This is a genomic window from Streptomyces sp. SolWspMP-5a-2, assembly GCF_900091845.1.
In the GTDB taxonomy this organism is placed as follows: domain Bacteria; phylum Actinomycetota; class Actinomycetes; order Streptomycetales; family Streptomycetaceae; genus Streptomyces; species Streptomyces doudnae.
In genome coordinates this window covers 1-17,149 of the sequence record NZ_FMCI01000271.1, presented here as the reverse complement: position 1 = coordinate 17,149, position 17,149 = coordinate 1, and the positions used below count along the sequence as shown (strand labels likewise).

Sequence of the window (17,149 nt, the reverse complement as noted above, 5' to 3'; positions counted from 1 at the left end):
CGAGGACCCCTGGCTGCTGCTGCGGGTCGGCGGGGTGCGCCCCGAGCAGGCGGACGGCTTCGCGCGGGCGCTGCTGGGCGCCGCGTGCGCGCCGGACGACGAACGGCGCGGCCGGGCCGTCACCGGCTGGCTGCTGGAACAGGCGGCCGTCGCCGGGCACACCGTGCTGGAGATGCCGGCGCTCGTCGCCGCGCTCGGCCGGCAGAGCGTCCCCGACCCGGAGGCGGCCGTGCTGGACACCGTCGCCGAGGCCGAGGCGCTGGTCTTCGAGGACGCCCTCGAACCGGCCGCGCCGGTGCCCGAACCGCGGTCCGACGACGACGGGGCGGACGAGGACGAGCCCGCGGAGCGGCCCGTGCGGGTCCTGGTGGGCCTGGAGCGGTACGCGCTCGCCGAGGAGGCCCTCGCCGAAGGACTGGCCCGGCTGATCAACTCCGCGCCGAAGGAGGACGGTTCGGCGGCGGAGTGGGAGCGCGCCACCGACTCCGCGCGCGGCTCCGCCGCCGAGCTGCTGCGGGCCGTCAGGACCGGCGGGCTGGTCCTGCACACCGGCGGCGAGGCGTCCGCGGCCGAGCCCGCGACCCTGCTGCGGGCGGCCACCGGGGCGGGCCTGCGGGCCTGGGCCGCCACCCACGCCGCCGACGGCCGCGCCCGCTTCGCCGCCCTCCTGGACGCCGCGGGCGGCCCCGAGGGACCCGCCGCCGGGGCACCCGTCCCGGTCGCGACCCTCGCCGGTCTCCTCTCCGGCGCCGAGGGGCCGGGCCGGGACCCCGAGGGCGCCCTCGACCTGGACCTCCTGGTCGTGCTCGACGCGCCCCGGCTCGACGTCGAGGGCGCCGCGCTGCTCGTCGAGTCGCTGCCGGACGGCGCCCGGCTGGTGCTGGCCGGTGACCCCGGGGTGCTCTGGTCGGCGGGCCCCGGGCGGGTCTTCGCGGACCTGCTGGCCGCGCGGGTCTGCCCGCAGATCGCCTCCCGCGTCCCGGACCCGGGCCCGCTGGGCGAGCTGGTGTCCGGCATCGGCGTCGGCGAGCTGAACCAGGTCGAGGCGCCCGGCAAGGAGGTCGTGATCGTCCCCGTGCGGGACGCGGGCGAGGCCGTGCACCGGACGGTGCAGCTCGTCGCGGACTCGGTGCCCCGGGCGATCGGCGTCCCGGCCGGGCAGACCCAGGTGATCGTCCCGGGCCACGGCGGGGCGGTCGGTACCCGCGCCCTCAACGCGGCCCTCAAGGAGCGCCTCAACCCGGGCCCCGGCCGGTTCGGCGGGTTCGACCCCGGTGACCGGGTCGCCTGGTCCCCCGCCCCCGGGCGCACCCTCACCGGCGAGGTGGTGCGGGCCGACGCCGAGGGACTGCACCTGACCTGCGCGGGCGACGACGTCGTCGTCCCGAAGGAGCGGGTGGAGCAGGCGGTGCGGCACGGGTGGGCCGTGACCGCGCACCAGGCGGCCGGTGCCCGCTGGCCCGCGGTGGTCGTCGTGCTGCCCGGGGACGCGGCGCAGGCCCTCAGCAGGCCCTGGGTCTACACGGCGTTCGGGCGCGCGGAGCGGCACCTGTCCGTGGTGCACGGCGTGGAGCAGGCGCTGGCGCGGGCGGTCGCCGAGGTCCCGGCGAAGCCCCGCACGACCCGGCTGCCCTTCCTGCTCGCCCCGCAGGTCCCGGCGACGGCGGGCTGAGCCGCCGGGCGACGAACGGGAACGACGGCGGCGGTCACCAGGGGGTTCCCCGGTGACCGCCGCCGTCGTCGTGGTCGCGTCGCGGGACGGCTAGCGCTCCGCGTCCAGTCGTTCCAGGTCGCCGTCGCCGTCGAGGTCGGGGTCCAGGTCGTCCTCGATGTCGTCCTCGTCGAGGTCGTCGTCGAAGACCGTGCTGACGTCGAACCGGCAGACCACGTGGCCGCTGTCCACCTGGTCGAACGGCGCCTCCAGCCACTCCCCCGGGTCGGCCGACTCCTCGGTCGCCGTCACCCAGAGGGTGGAGTCGCCCTCCTCCAGTCCGAACTCCTTGTGCCGCGAGGCGATCTCGTCGGGCTCGAACTCGCCGAACAGTATGCCGAGCGCCCCGGGCACGGTGCCGGAGGCGGTCGGGGCCGGGTCCACGCCCGCCCGGTAGTCCGCCGCCTCGATCCGCTCGGCCTGGGCCAGCAGCCGCTGGGGTTCCGCCACGGTGTAGTCGCGGCGGATGAGCACGCTGACGGCGCTCGGCTCCTCGGGGCCGCCGTACGGCGGGAGCGCGTCCTCGGCGCCGGGGATCTCGAAGGGGGTGACCTCGTCGTAGCGGTCGTACAGCAGCTCGTCGTAGGTCTCGGCGGCGGCCGCAAGCTGGTTGAACGCCTCGTAGACGGCCGGGTCGTCCTCCCCCGACCGGCCCTCGACCGCGGCCAGGTGGCGGTCGAGCGCGGTCTTGACCGCCTCGGCGGCGGCACGTACCTCGGCAGCGGTGGGCTGCTCAGCATCAGACATAGTGCAGACGCTATCCGTACCGGGCCCCAGCCCGCACAATAGATGCGATGCCGGAATACGAATTTGTCGACGTGTACGTACCGCGAGGTGTCTCCCGCAAGGACGCCACACGTCTTTTGACCGACCATGCCGAGTACGGACACTGGGAGTTGGACCGCCTGAGCCTGCTCCGTGACGGCAGCCGCAGGGTGCGGCTGCGGCGCCGGATCATCCGCCAGGTACGGGCCACGTGGTGAGCTGAGAAGACGACGGGACCGCGGTGGGCCTCCCGACGAGGAGGCCCACCGCGGTCTCTGCCGTACCGCCGCGGACTACGCGGCCGCGCGCGCCTTGCGGTAGAGCACCGCTCCCGCGAGGAGCGCGCCCGCGCCGACCGGCAGCACCAGGCCGAGGGGCGTCTCGCTCCCCGTGTGCGCGAGCTGCGCGCCGCCGGCCGGGGTCACGTGCGCGGTGGACGTGACCGGGGTGGTGGCCCCACGGGCGGGCGGAGTCGCCGGCGCCGTCGGCGTACCCGGGTGACTCGGCGTACCGGGGGTGGTGGGGGTGCCCGGCTCGGTGGGGGTGCCGGGGTTTCCGGGGGTGCCCGGGTTACCGGGGTTGCCAGGGGTCCCGGGGTTGCCCGGGTTACCGGGGGTGCCCGGGTTACCGGGGTTGCCAGGGTTTCCGGGGTTTCCGGGGTTTCCGGGGTTTCCGGGGTTACCAGGGTGGCCAGGGTTGTGACCGCCGTGACCGCCGTGACCGCCGTGACCGCCGTGACCGCCGTGACCGCCGTGACCAGGCTTACCCGGGTGGTGGCCTCCGTGTCCCGGGTGGCCGGGGTTGCCCGGGTTGCCTCCGTGGTGGCCTCCGTCGCCTCGGCCCGCGTTGCCGCAGTCGTTGCCCGTGACCGCGTTGCCGAGGCCGACGACGTTGAGGGAGTTGCCGCAGACGTTCACCGGCACGTCCACGGGGACCTGCACGGTGTTGCCGGAGCCCACACCGGGTGAGTCGGTGGCGTGACCGCCGGCGTGCGCGCCCCCGGCGCCGCCGTGCCCGCCGTGACCGCCCTGGCCCTTGCCGCCGCTGCTGCCCGCGTCCTGGTTGACGCAGGTGTTGCCGACCGCCGGGTTGAGCAACCCGACGACGTTGACCGTGTTGCCGCATACGTTGACCGGAACGTGCACCGGCGCCTGCACCGTGTTGCCCGACAGCACGCCGGGAGAGTGCGCGCTCGCGCCGCTCGCTCCCGAGTCGGCGTGCGCGTACCCCCCGGCGGCGGCCACTACCCCGGTCGCAGCCGCCACAGTCATCAGGCCCTTGCGGGTGACCTGTCGCATCGCTGAAATCCCTGCCTTCGCCCTTGTCAAGAAATCGGAAAATCAGGTCCGGAATGTTTTCCGGAAAAACCGGTCGGCCCCGGAGCGCATGGCGCGCGCTCCGGGGCCGACCGGTAGGAGCGGCCCTCAGCGGGCCGGCATCACTTGTTGACGCAGGTGTTGCCGAAGGCGGGGTTCAGCAGCCCGATCACGGAGACCGTGTTGCCGCAGACGTTCACCGGGATGTGGACGGGAACCTGGACGACGTTGCCGGACAGGACACCCGGGGAGTGCACGGCGGCACCCTGGGCACCCGAGTCGGCGACGGCGAGGCCCGCACCCGCGAGAACCAGACCACCGGTGGCAGCGGCAGCGGCGACGACCTTCTTGATCATTATTCCTCCTTGTTGGCAAAGCGATCCCAAGTCCCGGATCGCACCCTGCTGTAACGAGGAGGGAGTAATTGGGCTACGAGCTTATCGTCGGATTCACTCTTCTCAGGCGCCCCCGTACGAGCGATCGAATATCCGGGCCGACAATCAGTCAGGAGGCGTCGAGGAATCGGTCGAGGACGCGGACCCCGAACTTCAGACCGTCCACCGGGACCCGCTCGTCGACACCGTGGAACATGCCCGCGAAGTCCAGCTCCGGCGGGAGCTTGAGGGGCGCGAAGCCGAAGCCGCGGATGCCGAGGTCGTCGAAGGACTTGGCGTCCGTGCCGCCGGAGAGCATGTACGGGATCGCCTTGGCGGCCGGGTCCTCGGCGAGCAGCGCGGACTGCATCGCGTCCACCAGAGCGCCGTCGAAGGTGGTCTCGACGGCCTTGTCGGCGTGCACGTCCTCGCGCCGCACCGACGGTCCGAGGATGCGGTCGAGGTCGGCCAGGAACTCCTCCTCGTACCCGGGCAGGAACCGGCCGTCGACGTGCGCGGTGGCCTCGCCGGGGATGACGTTGACCTTGTACCCGGCGCCCAGCTGGGTGGGGTTGGCGGTGTTGCTCAGGGTGGCGCCGATGAGCTTGGCGATGCCGCCGAGCCTGGCCAGCGTCCCCTCCATGTCCTCGGGGTCGAGCTCGGTGCCGAGCGCGTCGCCGAGTTCGTCGAGGAAGGCCCGGGTGGTCTTGGTGACGCGGACCGGGAACCGGTGGCGGCCGAGCCGGGCGACGGCCTCGGACAGCTCGGTGATGGCGTTGTCCCGGTGGATCATCGAGCCGTGTCCCGCGGTGCCGGCCACGGTCAGCTTCATCCAGTGCATGCCCTTCTCGGCCGTCTGGATCAGGTAGAGCCGCCGCTGCTCGTTCACCGTGAAGGAGAAGCCGCCGACCTCGCTGATCGCCTCGGTGACGCCCTCGAAGAGGTCCGGGTGGTGGTCGACGAGGTGGCGGGCGCCCCAGGTGCCGCCCGCCTCCTCGTCGGCGAGGAAGGCGACGACCACGTCGCGCGGGGGCTTGCGGCCGGTGCGCAGCCGGTCCCGGACGACCGCGAGGGTCATCGCGTCCATGTCCTTCATGTCGACGGCGCCGCGGCCCCAGACGCACCCGTCGGCGATCTCGCCGGAGAACGGGTGGTGGGTCCAGTCGTCCGCGTTGGCCGGGACGACGTCCGTGTGGCCGTGGATGAGGAGCGCGGGCCGGGAGCGGTCCTCTCCCTCGATGCGGGCCACGGTGGACGCGCGGCCCGGGTGCGACTCGAAGATCTGCGGGTCGAGGCCGACCTCGGCGAGCTTCTCGGCGACGTACTCGGCCGCCTTGCGCTCGCCGGGCCCCGAGTGGTCGCCGTAGTTGCTGGTGTCGATCCGGATCAGCTCGCTGCAGAGGTCGACGACCTCGTCCTCGCCCCTGACGGCCTTGGCCGTGTCGCTCTCGCTCACGCTGCTTCCTCCCGCTGTCACTGCTGGTGGTTCCCTTCATCCTCCCTCTCCCGGCGCTCGCGCCCCAAGGGCGGACGGGGTCCGTCACCCGGCGTTCACACCGGCACCGGGGGTGACCAGGGCACCTCCCGGAGCCTGGTAGTGTTTTCTCTGTCGCCGCGGGCAGCGCTCGCGCGACAGACACCTTGTCCGGGTGGCGGAATGGCAGACGCGCTAGCTTGAGGTGCTAGTGCCCTTTATCGGGCGTGGGGGTTCAAGTCCCCCCTCGGACACCAGTCGGGGATCCCGGTCGCTCAGCGGCCGGGATCTTCGCGTTTCCGGGGTTCCCCGGCCCGTCGGCGGCGTTCTCACCGTGGGTGTGGGCCATCTCTCCCCTGGGTGAAGATCACCAGGTCACCGGGGGCGGCGCGGGCGGGCGGCGCGGCCCGGTCGGGTCTCCCGAGTGGCAGGTCACGGGGCTCGAACCTAGCGTCGTACTAAAATTTCCGGCTTGTTACGGAGCTGGACCCGGACAACCTCAGGCAGACCTGCGGCCCGCCAGCGCCCCGGAGGTTCCGGGAACGAGACGCGAGGACCCGATGGCAGCCACCCACGAGAGCAGCGCTCTCGGCTCGCTCGACCACGAGATCAGGGAACGGTTCGGAGACACCGCACGCTTCTCCGGGCGCCCCGCCGCCTCCCCGCGCACCCTCGTCGACGTCTTCGACGCGACCGTGCGCACCCACCCCGACGAGCCCGCCCTGGACGACGGGACGGTGCGGCTGACCTACCGCGCCCTGGCCGCCGAGGTGGAGGCGCTGCGCGGGCGGCTCGCGGCGGCCGGGGTCGGGCGCGGTGACCGGGTGGGCGTGCGGGTGCCGTCCGGGACGAACGACCTCTACGTGGCGGTCCTCGCCGTCCTCGCGGCGGGCGCCGCCTATGTGCCGGTGGACGCCGAGGACCCGGACGAGCGGGCCGAGCTGGTCTTCGGCGAGGCGGACGTGCGGGGCGTGGTCGGCGCCGGGCACGCGCTGTCGATGAACGGCCGCTCCGGGACAGGGGCCGCACGCCCCGGCGTCGGGGACGACGCGTGGATCATCTTCACGTCCGGTTCCACCGGCAGGCCCAAGGGCGTCGCCGTGAGTCACCGGTCCGCCGCCGCGTTCGTGGACGCCGAGGCCGCGCTGTTCCTCGTCGACGAGCCGATCGGGCCCGGCGACCGGGTGATGGCGGGGCTCTCGGTGGCGTTCGACGCGTCCTGCGAGGAGATGTGGCTGGCCTGGCGGTACGGGGCCTGTCTGGTGCCGGTGCCGCGCGCGCAGGTCAGGAGCGGCGCCGACCTCGGTCCGTGGCTGGTGGAGCAGGAGATCACCGTCGTCTCGACGGTGCCGACGCTGGCCGCGCTCTGGGAGCCGGAGACCCTCAACGACGTCCGGCTGCTGATCTTCGGCGGTGAGGCGTGCCCGCCGGAGCTGGCGCAGCGGCTGGTCACCGAGGGACGCGAGGTGTGGAACACGTACGGGCCCACCGAGGCGACGGTGGTGGCCTGCGCGGCGCTGCTGAGCGGCGCGGAGCCGATCCGGATCGGGCTGCCGCTGGACGGCTGGGAGCTGGCCGTGGTCGACGGGGCGGGGGCGCCGGTGCCGATGGGCGAGAGCGGCCAGTTGGTGATCGGCGGGGTGGGGCTGGCCCGCTACCTGGACGCGGAGAAGGACGCGGAGAAGTACGCGCCGCTGGAGTCGCTGGGCTGGGAGCGGGCGTACCGCAGCGGTGACCTGGTGCGGGCCGAGCCCGAGGGGCTGGTGTTCCTGGGGCGGGCCGACGAGCAGATCAAGCTGGGCGGGCGCCGGATCGAACTGGGTGAGGTGGACACGGCCCTGCAGGCGCTGCCCGGGGTGTCGGGGGCCGCGGCGGCCGTGCGGACCGCGCGGGGCGGCAACCAGTTGCTGGTGGGGTACGTCGTCACGCAGGACGGCTGGGACCGGGAGGCGGCGGTCGAGCGGCTGCGGGCCGAGCTGCCCGCGGCGCTGGTGCCGCTGCTGGCGCCGGTCGCCGCACTGCCGACCAGGACCAGCGGCAAGGTGGACCGGGACGCGCTGCCGTGGCCGCTGGCGGACCTGGAGAGCGGCGGGCCGGTCGAGCAGCTGTACGGAACCGAGGCGTGGCTCGCGGAGCAGTGGGCGGACGTCCTCGGCGTCCCGGTGACGTCGGCGTCCGACGACTTCTTCGCCATAGGCGGCGGCAGTCTGGGCGCGGCCCAGCTCACCACGCGGCTGCGCACCCGGTATCCGGGGGCGGCCGTCCTGGACATCTACCAGCAGCCGGTGCTGCGCAAGCTGGCGCGGCGGCTGGAGAAGTCGGCGCGGGACGACGGGGCCGCGCGGGTGATCGCGCCGGTCCCGGCGCGCGCCAGGGTGGTGCAACTGCTGCTCCTGGTGCCGCTGTTCACGCTGCTCGGGCTGCGCTGGACGGTGGCGCTGGCCGCCCTGGGGAATCTGCTGCCCGCCCACTCCTGGCTGCCGTCGGCGTCGTGGTGGCTGGTCGGGGCGGGTGCGGTGCTGCTGTTCAGTCCGCCGGGGCGGCTGGCGATCGCGGCGGGCGGGGCGCGGCTGCTGCTGCGGGGTGTGCGTCCCGGCCGGTATCCGCGGGGCGGGAGCGTGCATCTGCGGCTGTGGACGGCGGAGCGGCTGGCCGAGTGCAGCGGGGCGACGTCGCTGACCGGTTCGTGGCTGGAGCGGTACGCGCGGGCCCTGGGCGCCAAGGTGGGGCAGGACGTCGATCTGCACTCGCTGCCGCCGGTGACGGGCCTGCTGAAGCTGGGCCGGGGTGCCGCGGTGGAGTCCGAGGTGGACCTGTCGGGCTACTGGCTCGACGGGGACCGGCTGGAGGTCGGGCAGGTCAAGGTGGGCGCGCACGCCGTGGTCGGGACGCGCAGCATCCTGTTCCCGGGGGCCCGGGTGGGCAAGCGGGCCGAGGTGGCGCCGGGGTCGGCGGTGACCGGGCAGGTCCCCACCGGGCAGCGGTGGGCGGGCGCGCCCGCGGTGAAGCTCGGCAGGGCGAAGCGGAACTGGCCGCTGGAGCGCCCGGAGCGGGGCACCCACTGGGCCGTCATGTACGGGCTGACGGGGCTGGTGCTGACGCTGCTGCCGCTGCTGGCGGCCGGGGGCGCGTTCCTGGTCGCGGACGCGCTGATCGATCCGGCGGCGCCGCTCGCGGGTGCCGCGCTGGCGCTGGTCCCGGCGACGCTCGCGTTCGGGCTGGGGTACGCGCTGCTGATCCTGGTGGGGGTGCGGGCGCTGAGCGTGGGGCTGCGGGAGGGCACGCATCCGACGCACAGCAGGATCGGCTGGCAGGCGTGGACGGTGACGCAGTTGATGGACCGCTCCCGGGAGACCCTGTTCCCGCTGTACGCGGGGCTCGTCACGCCGGTGTGGCTGCGGCTGCTCGGGATGCGGATCGGGCGGGGCGCCGAGGTGTCGACGGTGCTGGCGCTGCCGTCGCTGACGACGGTGGGCGAGGGTGCGTTCCTGGCCGACGACACGCTGACCGCGCCGTACGAGCTGGGCGGCGGCTGGATGCGGATCGGGCGCGCGGAGATCGGGCGGCGGGCGTTCCTCGGGAACTCCGGGATGACCGCGCCGGGGCGCAGCGTGCCCGACGGCGGGCTCGTGGGCGTGCTGTCGGCGACGCCGAAGAAGGCGAAGAAGGGCAGCTCGTACCTGGGGCTGCCGCCGGTGCGGCTGCCGCGCAGCGCGTCCGGGGGCGACCAGAGCCGCACCTACGACCCGCCGGCCCGGCTGCTGTGGGCGCGGGCGCTGGTGGAGCTGTGCCGGATCGTGCCGGTGTTCTGCTCGGCGGCGCTGGCAGCGGGGACGGTGGCCGCGCTGTGCGCGCTGGGTCCGTGGGCGCCGCTGCTGTCGGGGCTGGTGCTGCTGGCGGCCGGAGGGGCGGCGGGGGTGGTGTCGGTGGTGGCGAAGTGGCTGCTGGTGGGGCGGCACCGGGCCGGTGAGCATCCGCTGTGGAGCGGGTTCGTGTGGCGCAACGAGCTGGCGGACACGTTCGTCGAGGTGGTGGCGGTGCCGTGGCTGGCGGGCGCGGTGCCGGGGACGTCGGTGATGACGGCGTGGCTGCGGGGGCTGGGTGCGAAGATCGGCCGGGGTGTCTGGGTGGAGAGCTACTGGCTGCCGGAGACCGATCTGGTGACCCTGGAGGACGGGGTGACGGTGAACCGGGGCTGTGTGCTGCAGACGCACCTCTTCCACGACCGGATCTTGCGGACGGATACTGTGGTCCTCCGTGAGGGTGCCACCCTGGGCCCTGGCGGGATCGTGCTGCCCGGCAGCACGGTCGGGGCCCGGACCACGCTGGGTCCCGCGTCGCTCGTCATGGCCGCGGAGTCCGTCCCGGACGACACCCGCTGGCTCGGCAACCCGATCGAGGCATGGCACCCCTGAGCGCGGGCCCCTCGGATCCGGTGGGCGGCGCACCGGACCGGAGCGGCGGCACAGCGCAGGGAGCAGAAGCGGCAGTGGCAGTTCAGCAGTCAGTGGGTGCGGACCCGTACTTCCCGGCCAACGGCGACGCCCGGTACCGGGTGCACCGCTACGAGCTCACGCTGGACTACCGTCCGGGGCCCAACCGGCTGGCGGGCGCGGCCCGGATCAACGCGATAGCGGGGCGCTCGCCGCTCGCGGAGTTCCAGCTGAACCTGGGCGACTTCAAGATCGGCCGGGTCCGGGTGGACGGGCGGCAGGCGCACTACACGCATCGCGGCGGGAGGCTGCGGGTGCGGCCGGGCAAGGCGCTGCGGGCGGGGGCGGCGTTCACGGTCGAGGTGCAGTGGTCGGGCAATCCGAAGCCGGTGGCGAGTCCGTGGGGCGGGCTGGGCTGGGAGGAGCTGGAGGACGGGGCGCTGGTGGCGAGCCAGCCGGTGGGGGCGCCGTCCTGGTACCCGTGCAACGACCGTCCGGCCGACAAGGCGTCGTACCAGATCTCGGTGACGACGCCGTCGGCGTACTCGGTGGTGGCGGGCGGGCGGCTGCTCACCCGGACCTCGCGGGGGTCGACGACGACGTGGGTGTACGAGCAGGCGGCGCCGACGTCGAGCTATCTGGTGAGTCTGGTGATCGGGCGGTACGAGACGCTGCTGCTGGGCGATCCGGGTCCGGGCGGGGTCCCGCAGCACGGGCATCTCCCGGCCCGGCTGCTGCCCCGGTTCTCGCGGGACTTCGCGCGGCAGCCCGCGATGATGGACCTGTTCCAGGACCTGTTCGGGCCGTACCCGTTCGACGACTACGCGGTCGTGGTGACGGACGAGGACCTCGATGTGCCGGTCGAGGCGCAGGGGTTGTCGCTGTTCGGCGCCAACCACGTGGACGGGGCGCGGGGTTCGGAGCGGCTGGTGGCGCACGAGCTGGCGCACCAGTGGTTCGGCAACAGCGTGTCGATCGCCGACTGGCGGCACATCTGGCTGAACGAGGGGTTCGCGAAGTACGCGGAGTGGCTGTGGTCGGAGCGCTCGGGGGGTCCCGACGCGCATCAACTGGCCGCGACGGCGCACCGGTTGCTGGAGACGCTGCCGCAGGACCTGCGGCTCTCCGACCCGGGCCGCAAGTCGATGTTCGACGACCGGCTCTACGAGCGGGGCGGGGTGGCGCTGCACGCGGTGCGCTGCGCGCTGGGCGACGACGCGTTCTTCGGGATGCTGCGCGGCTGGGCGTCGTCGCACCGGGGCGGCGCGGTGACGACGGCGATGTTCGCGGCGCACGCGGCGCGCTACGCGGCGCAGCCGCTGGACGGGCTGTTCGACGCCTGGGTGCACGGCACCCGGCTGCCTCCGCTGCCGCGGCCGGTGCGGCGGTCCCCGCGCATCCCGGACCGCCCGACCCACCCGCCGACCAACGCCGAACAGCCGTGAGCGGCGGGGCGGTCCGGGAGGGGCGCGGCCCGGCGGGGTGAGGTGCCCGGCGGGCGGTCCGGCGGCCCGCGGGGGTGCAGCAGAATGGGGCGCATGTCCCGACGTACCTCTCCGCGCCCCGCTCTCTGCCCGTGCGGGCTGCCGACGCCGTACGAGGCGTGCTGCGGCCGTCTCCACGGGGGTGTCGCGGCGCCGACGCCCGAGGCGCTGATGCGGTCGCGCTACACGGCGTTCGTGCGGCTCGACGAGCCCTATCTGCTGCGCACCTGGCATCCGGCGACCCGTCCGGCCCGGCTGGACCTGGATCCGGGGACCCGCTGGACGGGCCTGGAGGTCCTGGCCACCGGGGACGGCACCGCGTTCCACTCGGCGGGCACGGTGACGTTCCGGGCGTCGTACCGGGGCGGGGCGATCCACGAGCTGAGCCGGTTCGCACGGGTCGAGGGGGCGTGGGTGTACGTGGACGGGGACTTCCTGGACTGAGCCGGTCGCGGGGAGCGGCCAGGACCGGCCGGGCGGGTCAGGGGGCCAGGATGTCGAGTTCCTGGAGGGCTCCCACGGTGATCTCCCGGGTGAGGTCCTCCGCGCGTCTCCAGTCGCCCTCGCGGACCGCTTCGGCGACCTGGACGTGCAGGGTGACGGCCGCCGGGTCGGGGTCCTCGAACATGACCTCGTGCTCGGTGCGGCCGGTGAGGACCTCGGCGACGACGTCCCCGAGGCGGGCGAACATCTCGTTGCCCGAAGCGGTCAGGACGACGCGGTGGAAGGCGACGTCGTGGACGAGGTACTCCGCGAGCTTGTGGCCGCGGGAGTTGGCGACCATGCCGAGGGCGTTGCGGGTGAGTTCGGCGCACTGCTCGGACGTCGCGTTGCGGGCGGCGAGGCCCGCGGCGATCGGTTCGATTGCGGAGCGCAGCACGGTCAGTGACCTGAGCTGGTGCGGGCGGTCGGCGCCGGCCAGCCGCCAGCGGATGACCTGCGGGTCGTAGACGTTCCACTCGGCCCGCGGTCTGACCGTCACGCCGACGCGGCGGCGGGACTCGACCAGGTGCATGGATTCGAGGACCCGGACCGCCTCGCGCATCACCGAGCGGGAGACGTCGAAGCGCTGGGCGAGTTCGTCGGTGCGCAGCACGCTGCCCGGTGGGTAGTCACCCGCCGTGATGGCAGGGCCGAGGGTGTCCAGTACTTGGCCGTGCAGCCCCCGGCCCGCTGTGCTCATGCACTCAGCGTACGGGGCGCGTCACAGGAACAAAAAGTCAGACTTATATGTCACAGGCTCTTGAATTCGTCGTACCTAATCGGTTTCAGTTACGTCGACACCGGATGTCGGGGCCCGCGGGCCGCCGCGCCCGGGGTCGCGGCAGACGTCGAACGTCGAGGAAGACAGCGAGGCAGCGATGAGCACCCCCCACGTCGTCGTGGTCATGGGAGTCGCGGGCACCGGCAAGACCACCATCGGTCCTCTGCTGGCGGCGCGGCTCGGCGTCCCGTACGCCGAGGGCGACGACTTCCATCCCCCGGCCAACATCGCCAAGATGTCGGCGGGCACCCCGCTCGACGACGCGGACCGGTGGCCGTGGCTGGACGCCATCGGGACCTGGGCGCACGGCCGGGCCGGGCTCGGCGGGGTGGTCAGCAGCTCGGCGCTCAAGCGCGCGTACCGGGACCGGCTGCGCGCCGCCGCCCCCGACGTCGTCTTCGTGCACCTCAGCGGTGACCGGGCCCTCATCGAGGAGCGGATGGCGCACCGCCGGGGTCACTTCATGCCGACCGCGCTCCTCGACTCGCAGTTCGCCACCCTCCAGCCGCTGGAGGCGGACGAGGCCGGGGTGGCGGTGGGTGTCGACGGCACCCCGGAGGAGATCACCGAGCGGGCCGCCGCGGCTCTCGCCACCCTCCCCGAGCCCGCGCTCTGACCTCGGCGGCGAGCCCGTTCGCCGCCTCCGGGCCCGTTCGCCGCCTCCGGGCCCGTTCGCCGCCTCCGGGCCCGGTCGGGAAGCCGGGCCCGTTCCCGTCCGCCCCTCCCCCTTTCCGTCCCTCCCCTCCCCCCTTTCCGTCTCCGTCCTCCGTACATCCCCGTATCTGCAAGGGACTTCACCGTGACCAGACTCAGCGTCGAGATGCTGGCAGCGGACAGCGTCGAGCCGATCACCTCGGCGGGCCACGCCCGACTGGGCATCGCCGTGCTCGCCGGGATCGCCGTCATCGTCCTGCTCATCACCCGGTTCAAGCTGCACGCCTTCCTGGCGCTGACCATCGGCTCGCTCGCGCTCGGCGCGTTCGCCGGGGCGCCGCTCGACAAGGCGATCGCGAGCTTCACCACGGGCCTCGGTTCCACGGTCGCCGGTGTCGGCGTGCTGATCGCGCTCGGCGCGATCCTCGGCAAACTGCTCGCCGACTCGGGCGGCGCCGACCAGATCGTCGACACGATCCTCGCGCGGGCGGGCGGCCGTTCGATGCCGTGGGCGATGGTGCTGATCGCCTCGGTGATCGGGCTGCCGCTGTTCTTCGAGGTCGGCATCGTGCTGCTGATCCCGGTGGTGCTGATGGTCGCCAAGCGCGGCAACTACTCCCTGATGCGCATCGGTGTCCCGGCCCTCGCCGGTCTCTCCGTGATGCACGCGCTGATCCCGCCGCACCCGGGCCCGCTGGCCGCGATCGACACCGTCAAGGCCAACCTGGGTCTCACCCTGGCCCTCGGCATCGTCGTCGCCGTCCCGACGGTGATCATCGCCGGACCGCTCTTCTCCCGGTTCGCGGCCCGCTGGGTGGACGTCCCGGCGCCGGACCGGATGATCCCGCAGCGCCCCTCGGAGGAGCTGGAGAAGCGTCCCGGCTTCGGCGTCACGGTCGCGACGATCATGCTGCCGGTCGTGATGATGCTCTCCAAGGCGCTGGTCGACATCGTCGTGGACGACCCCGGCCACCTGGTGCAGCGGGTCTTCGACGTCGTCGGCTCGCCGCTGATCGCCCTGCTCGCGGCCGTCCTCGTCGGCATGTTCACGCTGGGGCGGCCCGCCGGGTTCTCGAAGGAGCGGCTGTCGTCCGCGGTCGAGAAGGGGCTCATGCCGATCGCGGGCATCCTGCTGATCGTCGGCGCGGGCGGCGGCTTCAAGCAGACGCTGATCGACTCGGGCGTCGGCCAGATGATCCTGGAGATCTCCAAGGACTGGTCGATACCGGCGCTGCTGCTGGCCTGGCTGATCGCGGTGGCGATCCGGCTCGCGACGGGGTCGGCGACGGTCGCGACGATCTCCGCCGCCGGGCTCGCGGCCCCGCTCGCCGCCGACCTGTCGACCACCCACACGGCCCTGCTGGTGCTCGCCATCGGCGCCGGTTCGGTCTTCTTCAGCCATGTCAACGACGCCGGGTTCTGGCTGGTCAAGGAGTACTTCGGGCTGGGCGTCGGGCAGACCGTGAAGACCTGGTCGGTGATGGAGACGATCATCTCGGTGGTCGGCGGCGGGGTGGTCCTGCTGCTGTCGCTGGTCATCTAGCGGACGATCGGGAGGCGGGGACATGGGTCACCCACTGTTCGACATCGGCGGCAGGACCGCCCTGGTCACCGGGGCGAGCCGGGGCATCGGCCTCGCGCTCGCCCGCGGCCTGCGCGAGGCCGGGTGCACGGTGGTCCTCAACGGCCGGGACCGCGACCGGCTCGACGAGGCCGCCGCCCGGCTCGGCGACGACGTGCGCACCGCCGCCTTCGACGTCACCGACGGCGCTTCGGTCGAGGCCGGGATCGCCGACGTGGAGGAGCGGATCGGTCCGCTGGACATCCTGGTGAACAACGCGGGCATGCAACTGCGCGCCCCGCTCCTGGAGTTCGCCGACGCGGACTGGCACCGCGTCCTCGACACCAACCTCACCGGCGCGTTCCTCGTCGGCCGCGCGGCGGCCCGGCGGATGACGGAACGCGGCCACGGCAAGATCGTCAACATCTGCTCGCTCCAGAGCGAGGTGGTCCGCCCCGGCATCGCGCCCTACGCGGCCGCCAAGGGCGCCCTGAAGATGCTCACCAAGGGCATGTGCGCGGAGTGGGGCCCGCTCGGCGTCCAGGTCAACGGCCTGGGCCCCGGCTACATCGAGACGGAGCTGACCCGGCCCCTGGTGGAGGACGAGGAGTTCGGCGCCTGGGTGCGCGGACGCACCCCCGCCGGACGCTGGGGCCGCACCGAGGACCTGGTGGGCGGGGTGCTGTTCCTGGCGTCGCCCGCCGCGGACTTCGTCGGCGGGCAGATCCTGTACGTCGACGGCGGCATGACGAGCGTCCTGTGACCGGGGGCGGCAGCGGGACGGCGGCGACGGTGCCGGGGTGCGTCGCGCGCGGCCCGGGCGACCTGCGCGTCGAGGCGCTGCCGGTGCCCGAGCCGGGGCCGGGCGAGGTGCTGATCGCCGTCAGGTTCGGCGGGATCTGCGGGTCCGACCTGCACTACTGGCGCCACGGCGGGGTCGGCGACTTCCGGCTCACCGAGCCGATGGTCCTCGGCCACGAGGTGGTCGGCACCGTCCTCGCCCACGGTCCCGGCGCCCGCGGCCCCGCGCCGGGCACCGTCGTCGCCGTGCACCCGGCGACCCCGTGCGGGGCGTGCCCGGAGTGCCTCTCCGGGCGGCGCAACGTCTGCCGGGACACCCGCTACCTCGGCAGCGCCGCCCGCACCCCGCACGTGCAGGGCGGCTTCACCGCCCGGCTGGCCGTCCCCGCCGGGCAGGCGCGGGCGCTGCCCGAGGGGCTCGGACCGCGCCGGGCCGTGCTCGCCGAACCGCTCTCCGTGGCGCTGCACGCGCTGCGCCGGGCCGGGGACGTGCGCGGACGGCGGGTGCTGGTGACCGGCGCCGGGCCGATCGGCTGCCTGGTGGTCGCGGCCGCCAGGGCGGCGGGCGCGGCCCGGGTCACGGTGACCGACCTGCTGCCCGCCGCGCTGGAGTACGGGCGGCTCGCGGGCGCCGACGCCGTCGTACGGGCGGACGACCCGGCGGACCCGGGGTGGCCCGAGGAGGCGGACGTGGCCGTCGAGGCGTCCGGGGTGGCGGCGGGGCTCGACGCGTGTCTGCGCCGGGTGCGGCGCGGCGGGGTGGTCGTCCAGCTCGGCATGCTGCCGCCCGGGGCGAGCCCGATCGCCGGGAATCTGCTGGTGAGCCGGGAGATCGAGGTGCGCGGGGCGTTCCGCTTCGACACCGAGTTCGACGACGCGCTGCGGCTTCTCGCGGCGGGGCCGGTGTTCGACCGGCTGATCAGCGCGGTGGTCCCGGTCGACGAGGCACGGACGGCGTTCGCCCTGGCGGCCGACCGGAGCCGGTCCTGCAAGGTGCTGCTGGACTTCGGGGACGGGGCGGCCTCGGCCCCGGCCCCGCCGGAAACACATACCGGCCACACTGGCCAGATCGGCCACACAGGCCACACCGGCTGACGGGGTCACGGGGGTGGGCGGGATCTGCTCCCCGGCGGCATCACCCGGGACGAACCCTGCCTGCTTCCCCCAGCGCAGTCACCGGAGCGGGCGGGTACTGCTCCCCCGGCGGGCCGCTCCACCCCCGGGCGCGGGTCACCGTACCCGCCCCACCAGGCCCCCCGGGCGCGGGCCACCGCACCCGCCCACCAGGCCCCCGGCGCGGGCCACCGCACCC

General features: G+C 74.2%; 14 protein-coding genes and 1 tRNA gene. 10 read left to right on the top strand and 5 right to left on the bottom strand.

Translation table 11 applies throughout. The features are described 5' to 3' along the window. The coding region (locus GA0115242_RS27665; protein ID WP_093833165.1) for an ATP-binding domain-containing protein at positions 1 to 1,672 on the top strand (1,672 nt) is incomplete at its 5' end. Positions 1,673 to 1,762: 90 nt separating this feature from the next. On the opposite strand, the gene GA0115242_RS27660 is transcribed toward GA0115242_RS27665, so the two are convergent. Next, positions 1,763 to 2,458: a hypothetical protein gene (locus tag GA0115242_RS27660; RefSeq protein WP_093833163.1), complete on the bottom strand. Its 696-nt coding sequence runs from the start codon at positions 2,456 to 2,458 to the stop codon at positions 1,763 to 1,765. A gap of 47 nt (positions 2,459 to 2,505) precedes the next feature. Here GA0115242_RS27660 and GA0115242_RS27655 point away from each other — a divergent pair, with 47 nt between their 5' ends. After that, positions 2,506 to 2,694, top strand: a complete 189-nt coding sequence (locus GA0115242_RS27655) for a DUF5703 family protein (protein WP_005485166.1) — start codon at positions 2,506 to 2,508, stop codon at positions 2,692 to 2,694. A gap of 75 nt (positions 2,695 to 2,769) precedes the next feature. Here the strand turns inward: GA0115242_RS27655 and GA0115242_RS42350 are convergent, their stop codons facing one another. The 3 genes from GA0115242_RS42350 to GA0115242_RS27640 form a co-directional block, all read right to left on the bottom strand. Continuing rightward, entirely contained in the window at positions 2,770 to 3,774 is a 1,005-nt protein-coding gene (locus tag GA0115242_RS42350) for a chaplin (RefSeq protein ID WP_093833161.1), read from the bottom strand. 140 nt (positions 3,775 to 3,914) lie between these two features. After that, the gene (chpH, locus tag GA0115242_RS27645) at positions 3,915 to 4,148 is read right to left on the bottom strand and encodes a chaplin ChpH (protein ID WP_093833159.1); all 234 of its coding nucleotides are present in this window, start codon (positions 4,146 to 4,148) and stop codon (positions 3,915 to 3,917) included. A gap of 148 nt (positions 4,149 to 4,296) precedes the next feature. Beyond that, on the bottom strand, positions 4,297 to 5,622 hold the full coding sequence (locus GA0115242_RS27640) for a M20/M25/M40 family metallo-hydrolase (RefSeq protein WP_093833157.1): 1,326 nt from the start codon (positions 5,620 to 5,622) through the stop codon (positions 4,297 to 4,299). 187 nt (positions 5,623 to 5,809) lie between these two features. Between GA0115242_RS27640 and GA0115242_RS27635 the strand changes: the two genes are divergently transcribed. From GA0115242_RS27635 to GA0115242_RS27620, 4 genes are all read left to right on the top strand, one after another. Next, positions 5,810 to 5,897 (top strand) — tRNA-Leu (locus GA0115242_RS27635). A 303-nt stretch (positions 5,898 to 6,200) separates the two neighbouring features. Continuing rightward, a complete protein-coding gene (locus GA0115242_RS27630) occupies positions 6,201 to 10,055 on the top strand; it encodes a Pls/PosA family non-ribosomal peptide synthetase (protein WP_093833155.1) in 3,855 nt (1,284 codons plus the stop codon). Between the two features lie 74 nt (positions 10,056 to 10,129). Then, positions 10,130 to 11,518, top strand: a complete 1,389-nt coding sequence (locus GA0115242_RS27625) for a M1 family metallopeptidase (RefSeq protein ID WP_093833153.1) — start codon at positions 10,130 to 10,132, stop codon at positions 11,516 to 11,518. 84 nt (positions 11,519 to 11,602) lie between these two features. Then, on the top strand, positions 11,603 to 12,001 hold the full coding sequence (locus tag GA0115242_RS27620) for a YchJ family protein (RefSeq protein WP_370672324.1): 399 nt from the start codon (positions 11,603 to 11,605) through the stop codon (positions 11,999 to 12,001). A 37-nt stretch (positions 12,002 to 12,038) separates the two neighbouring features. On the opposite strand, the gene GA0115242_RS27615 is transcribed toward GA0115242_RS27620, so the two are convergent. Next, a complete protein-coding gene (locus GA0115242_RS27615; protein WP_093833151.1) occupies positions 12,039 to 12,740 on the bottom strand; it encodes a FadR/GntR family transcriptional regulator in 702 nt (233 codons plus the stop codon). 178 nt (positions 12,741 to 12,918) lie between these two features. Between GA0115242_RS27615 and GA0115242_RS27610 the strand changes: the two genes are divergently transcribed. The 4 genes from GA0115242_RS27610 (at position 12,919) to GA0115242_RS27595 (ending at position 16,932) form a co-directional block, all read left to right on the top strand. Next, a complete protein-coding gene (locus GA0115242_RS27610; protein WP_093833149.1) occupies positions 12,919 to 13,437 on the top strand; it encodes a gluconokinase in 519 nt (172 codons plus the stop codon). A gap of 183 nt (positions 13,438 to 13,620) precedes the next feature. After that, positions 13,621 to 15,018: a GntT/GntP/DsdX family permease gene (locus tag GA0115242_RS27605; RefSeq protein ID WP_093833147.1), complete on the top strand. Its 1,398-nt coding sequence runs from the start codon at positions 13,621 to 13,623 to the stop codon at positions 15,016 to 15,018. A gap of 22 nt (positions 15,019 to 15,040) precedes the next feature. Next, positions 15,041 to 15,799, top strand: coding sequence for an SDR family oxidoreductase (locus GA0115242_RS27600; RefSeq protein WP_093833145.1), 759 nt, complete (start codon positions 15,041 to 15,043; stop codon positions 15,797 to 15,799). A 29-nt stretch (positions 15,800 to 15,828) separates the two neighbouring features. After that, complete coding sequence (locus GA0115242_RS27595) at positions 15,829 to 16,932, top strand: L-idonate 5-dehydrogenase (RefSeq protein WP_161353307.1); 1,104 nt, start codon at positions 15,829 to 15,831, stop codon at positions 16,930 to 16,932. Positions 16,933 to 17,149: the final 217 nt, after the last annotated feature.

Bases quoted from the DNA above. Each gene is read 5' to 3' on its own strand.
- GA0115242_RS27660 (WP_093833163.1), bottom strand. From the start codon at position 2,458: ATGTCTGATGCTGAGCAGCCCACCGCTGCCGAGGTACGTGCCGCCGCC.
- GA0115242_RS27655 (WP_005485166.1), top strand. From the start codon at position 2,506: ATGCCGGAATACGAATTTGTCGACGTGTACGTACCGCGAGGTGTCTCC.
- GA0115242_RS42350 (WP_093833161.1), bottom strand. From the start codon at position 3,774: ATGCGACAGGTCACCCGCAAGGGCCTGATGACTGTGGCGGCTGCGACC.
- chpH (WP_093833159.1), bottom strand. From the start codon at position 4,148: ATGATCAAGAAGGTCGTCGCCGCTGCCGCTGCCACCGGTGGTCTGGTT.
- GA0115242_RS27630 (WP_093833155.1), top strand. From the start codon at position 6,201: ATGGCAGCCACCCACGAGAGCAGCGCTCTCGGCTCGCTCGACCACGAG.
- GA0115242_RS27620 (WP_370672324.1), top strand. From the start codon at position 11,603: ATGGGGCGCATGTCCCGACGTACCTCTCCGCGCCCCGCTCTCTGCCCG.
- GA0115242_RS27615 (WP_093833151.1), bottom strand. From the start codon at position 12,740: ATGAGCACAGCGGGCCGGGGGCTGCACGGCCAAGTACTGGACACCCTC.
- GA0115242_RS27610 (WP_093833149.1), top strand. From the start codon at position 12,919: ATGAGCACCCCCCACGTCGTCGTGGTCATGGGAGTCGCGGGCACCGGC.
- GA0115242_RS27600 (WP_093833145.1), top strand. From the start codon at position 15,041: ATGGGTCACCCACTGTTCGACATCGGCGGCAGGACCGCCCTGGTCACC.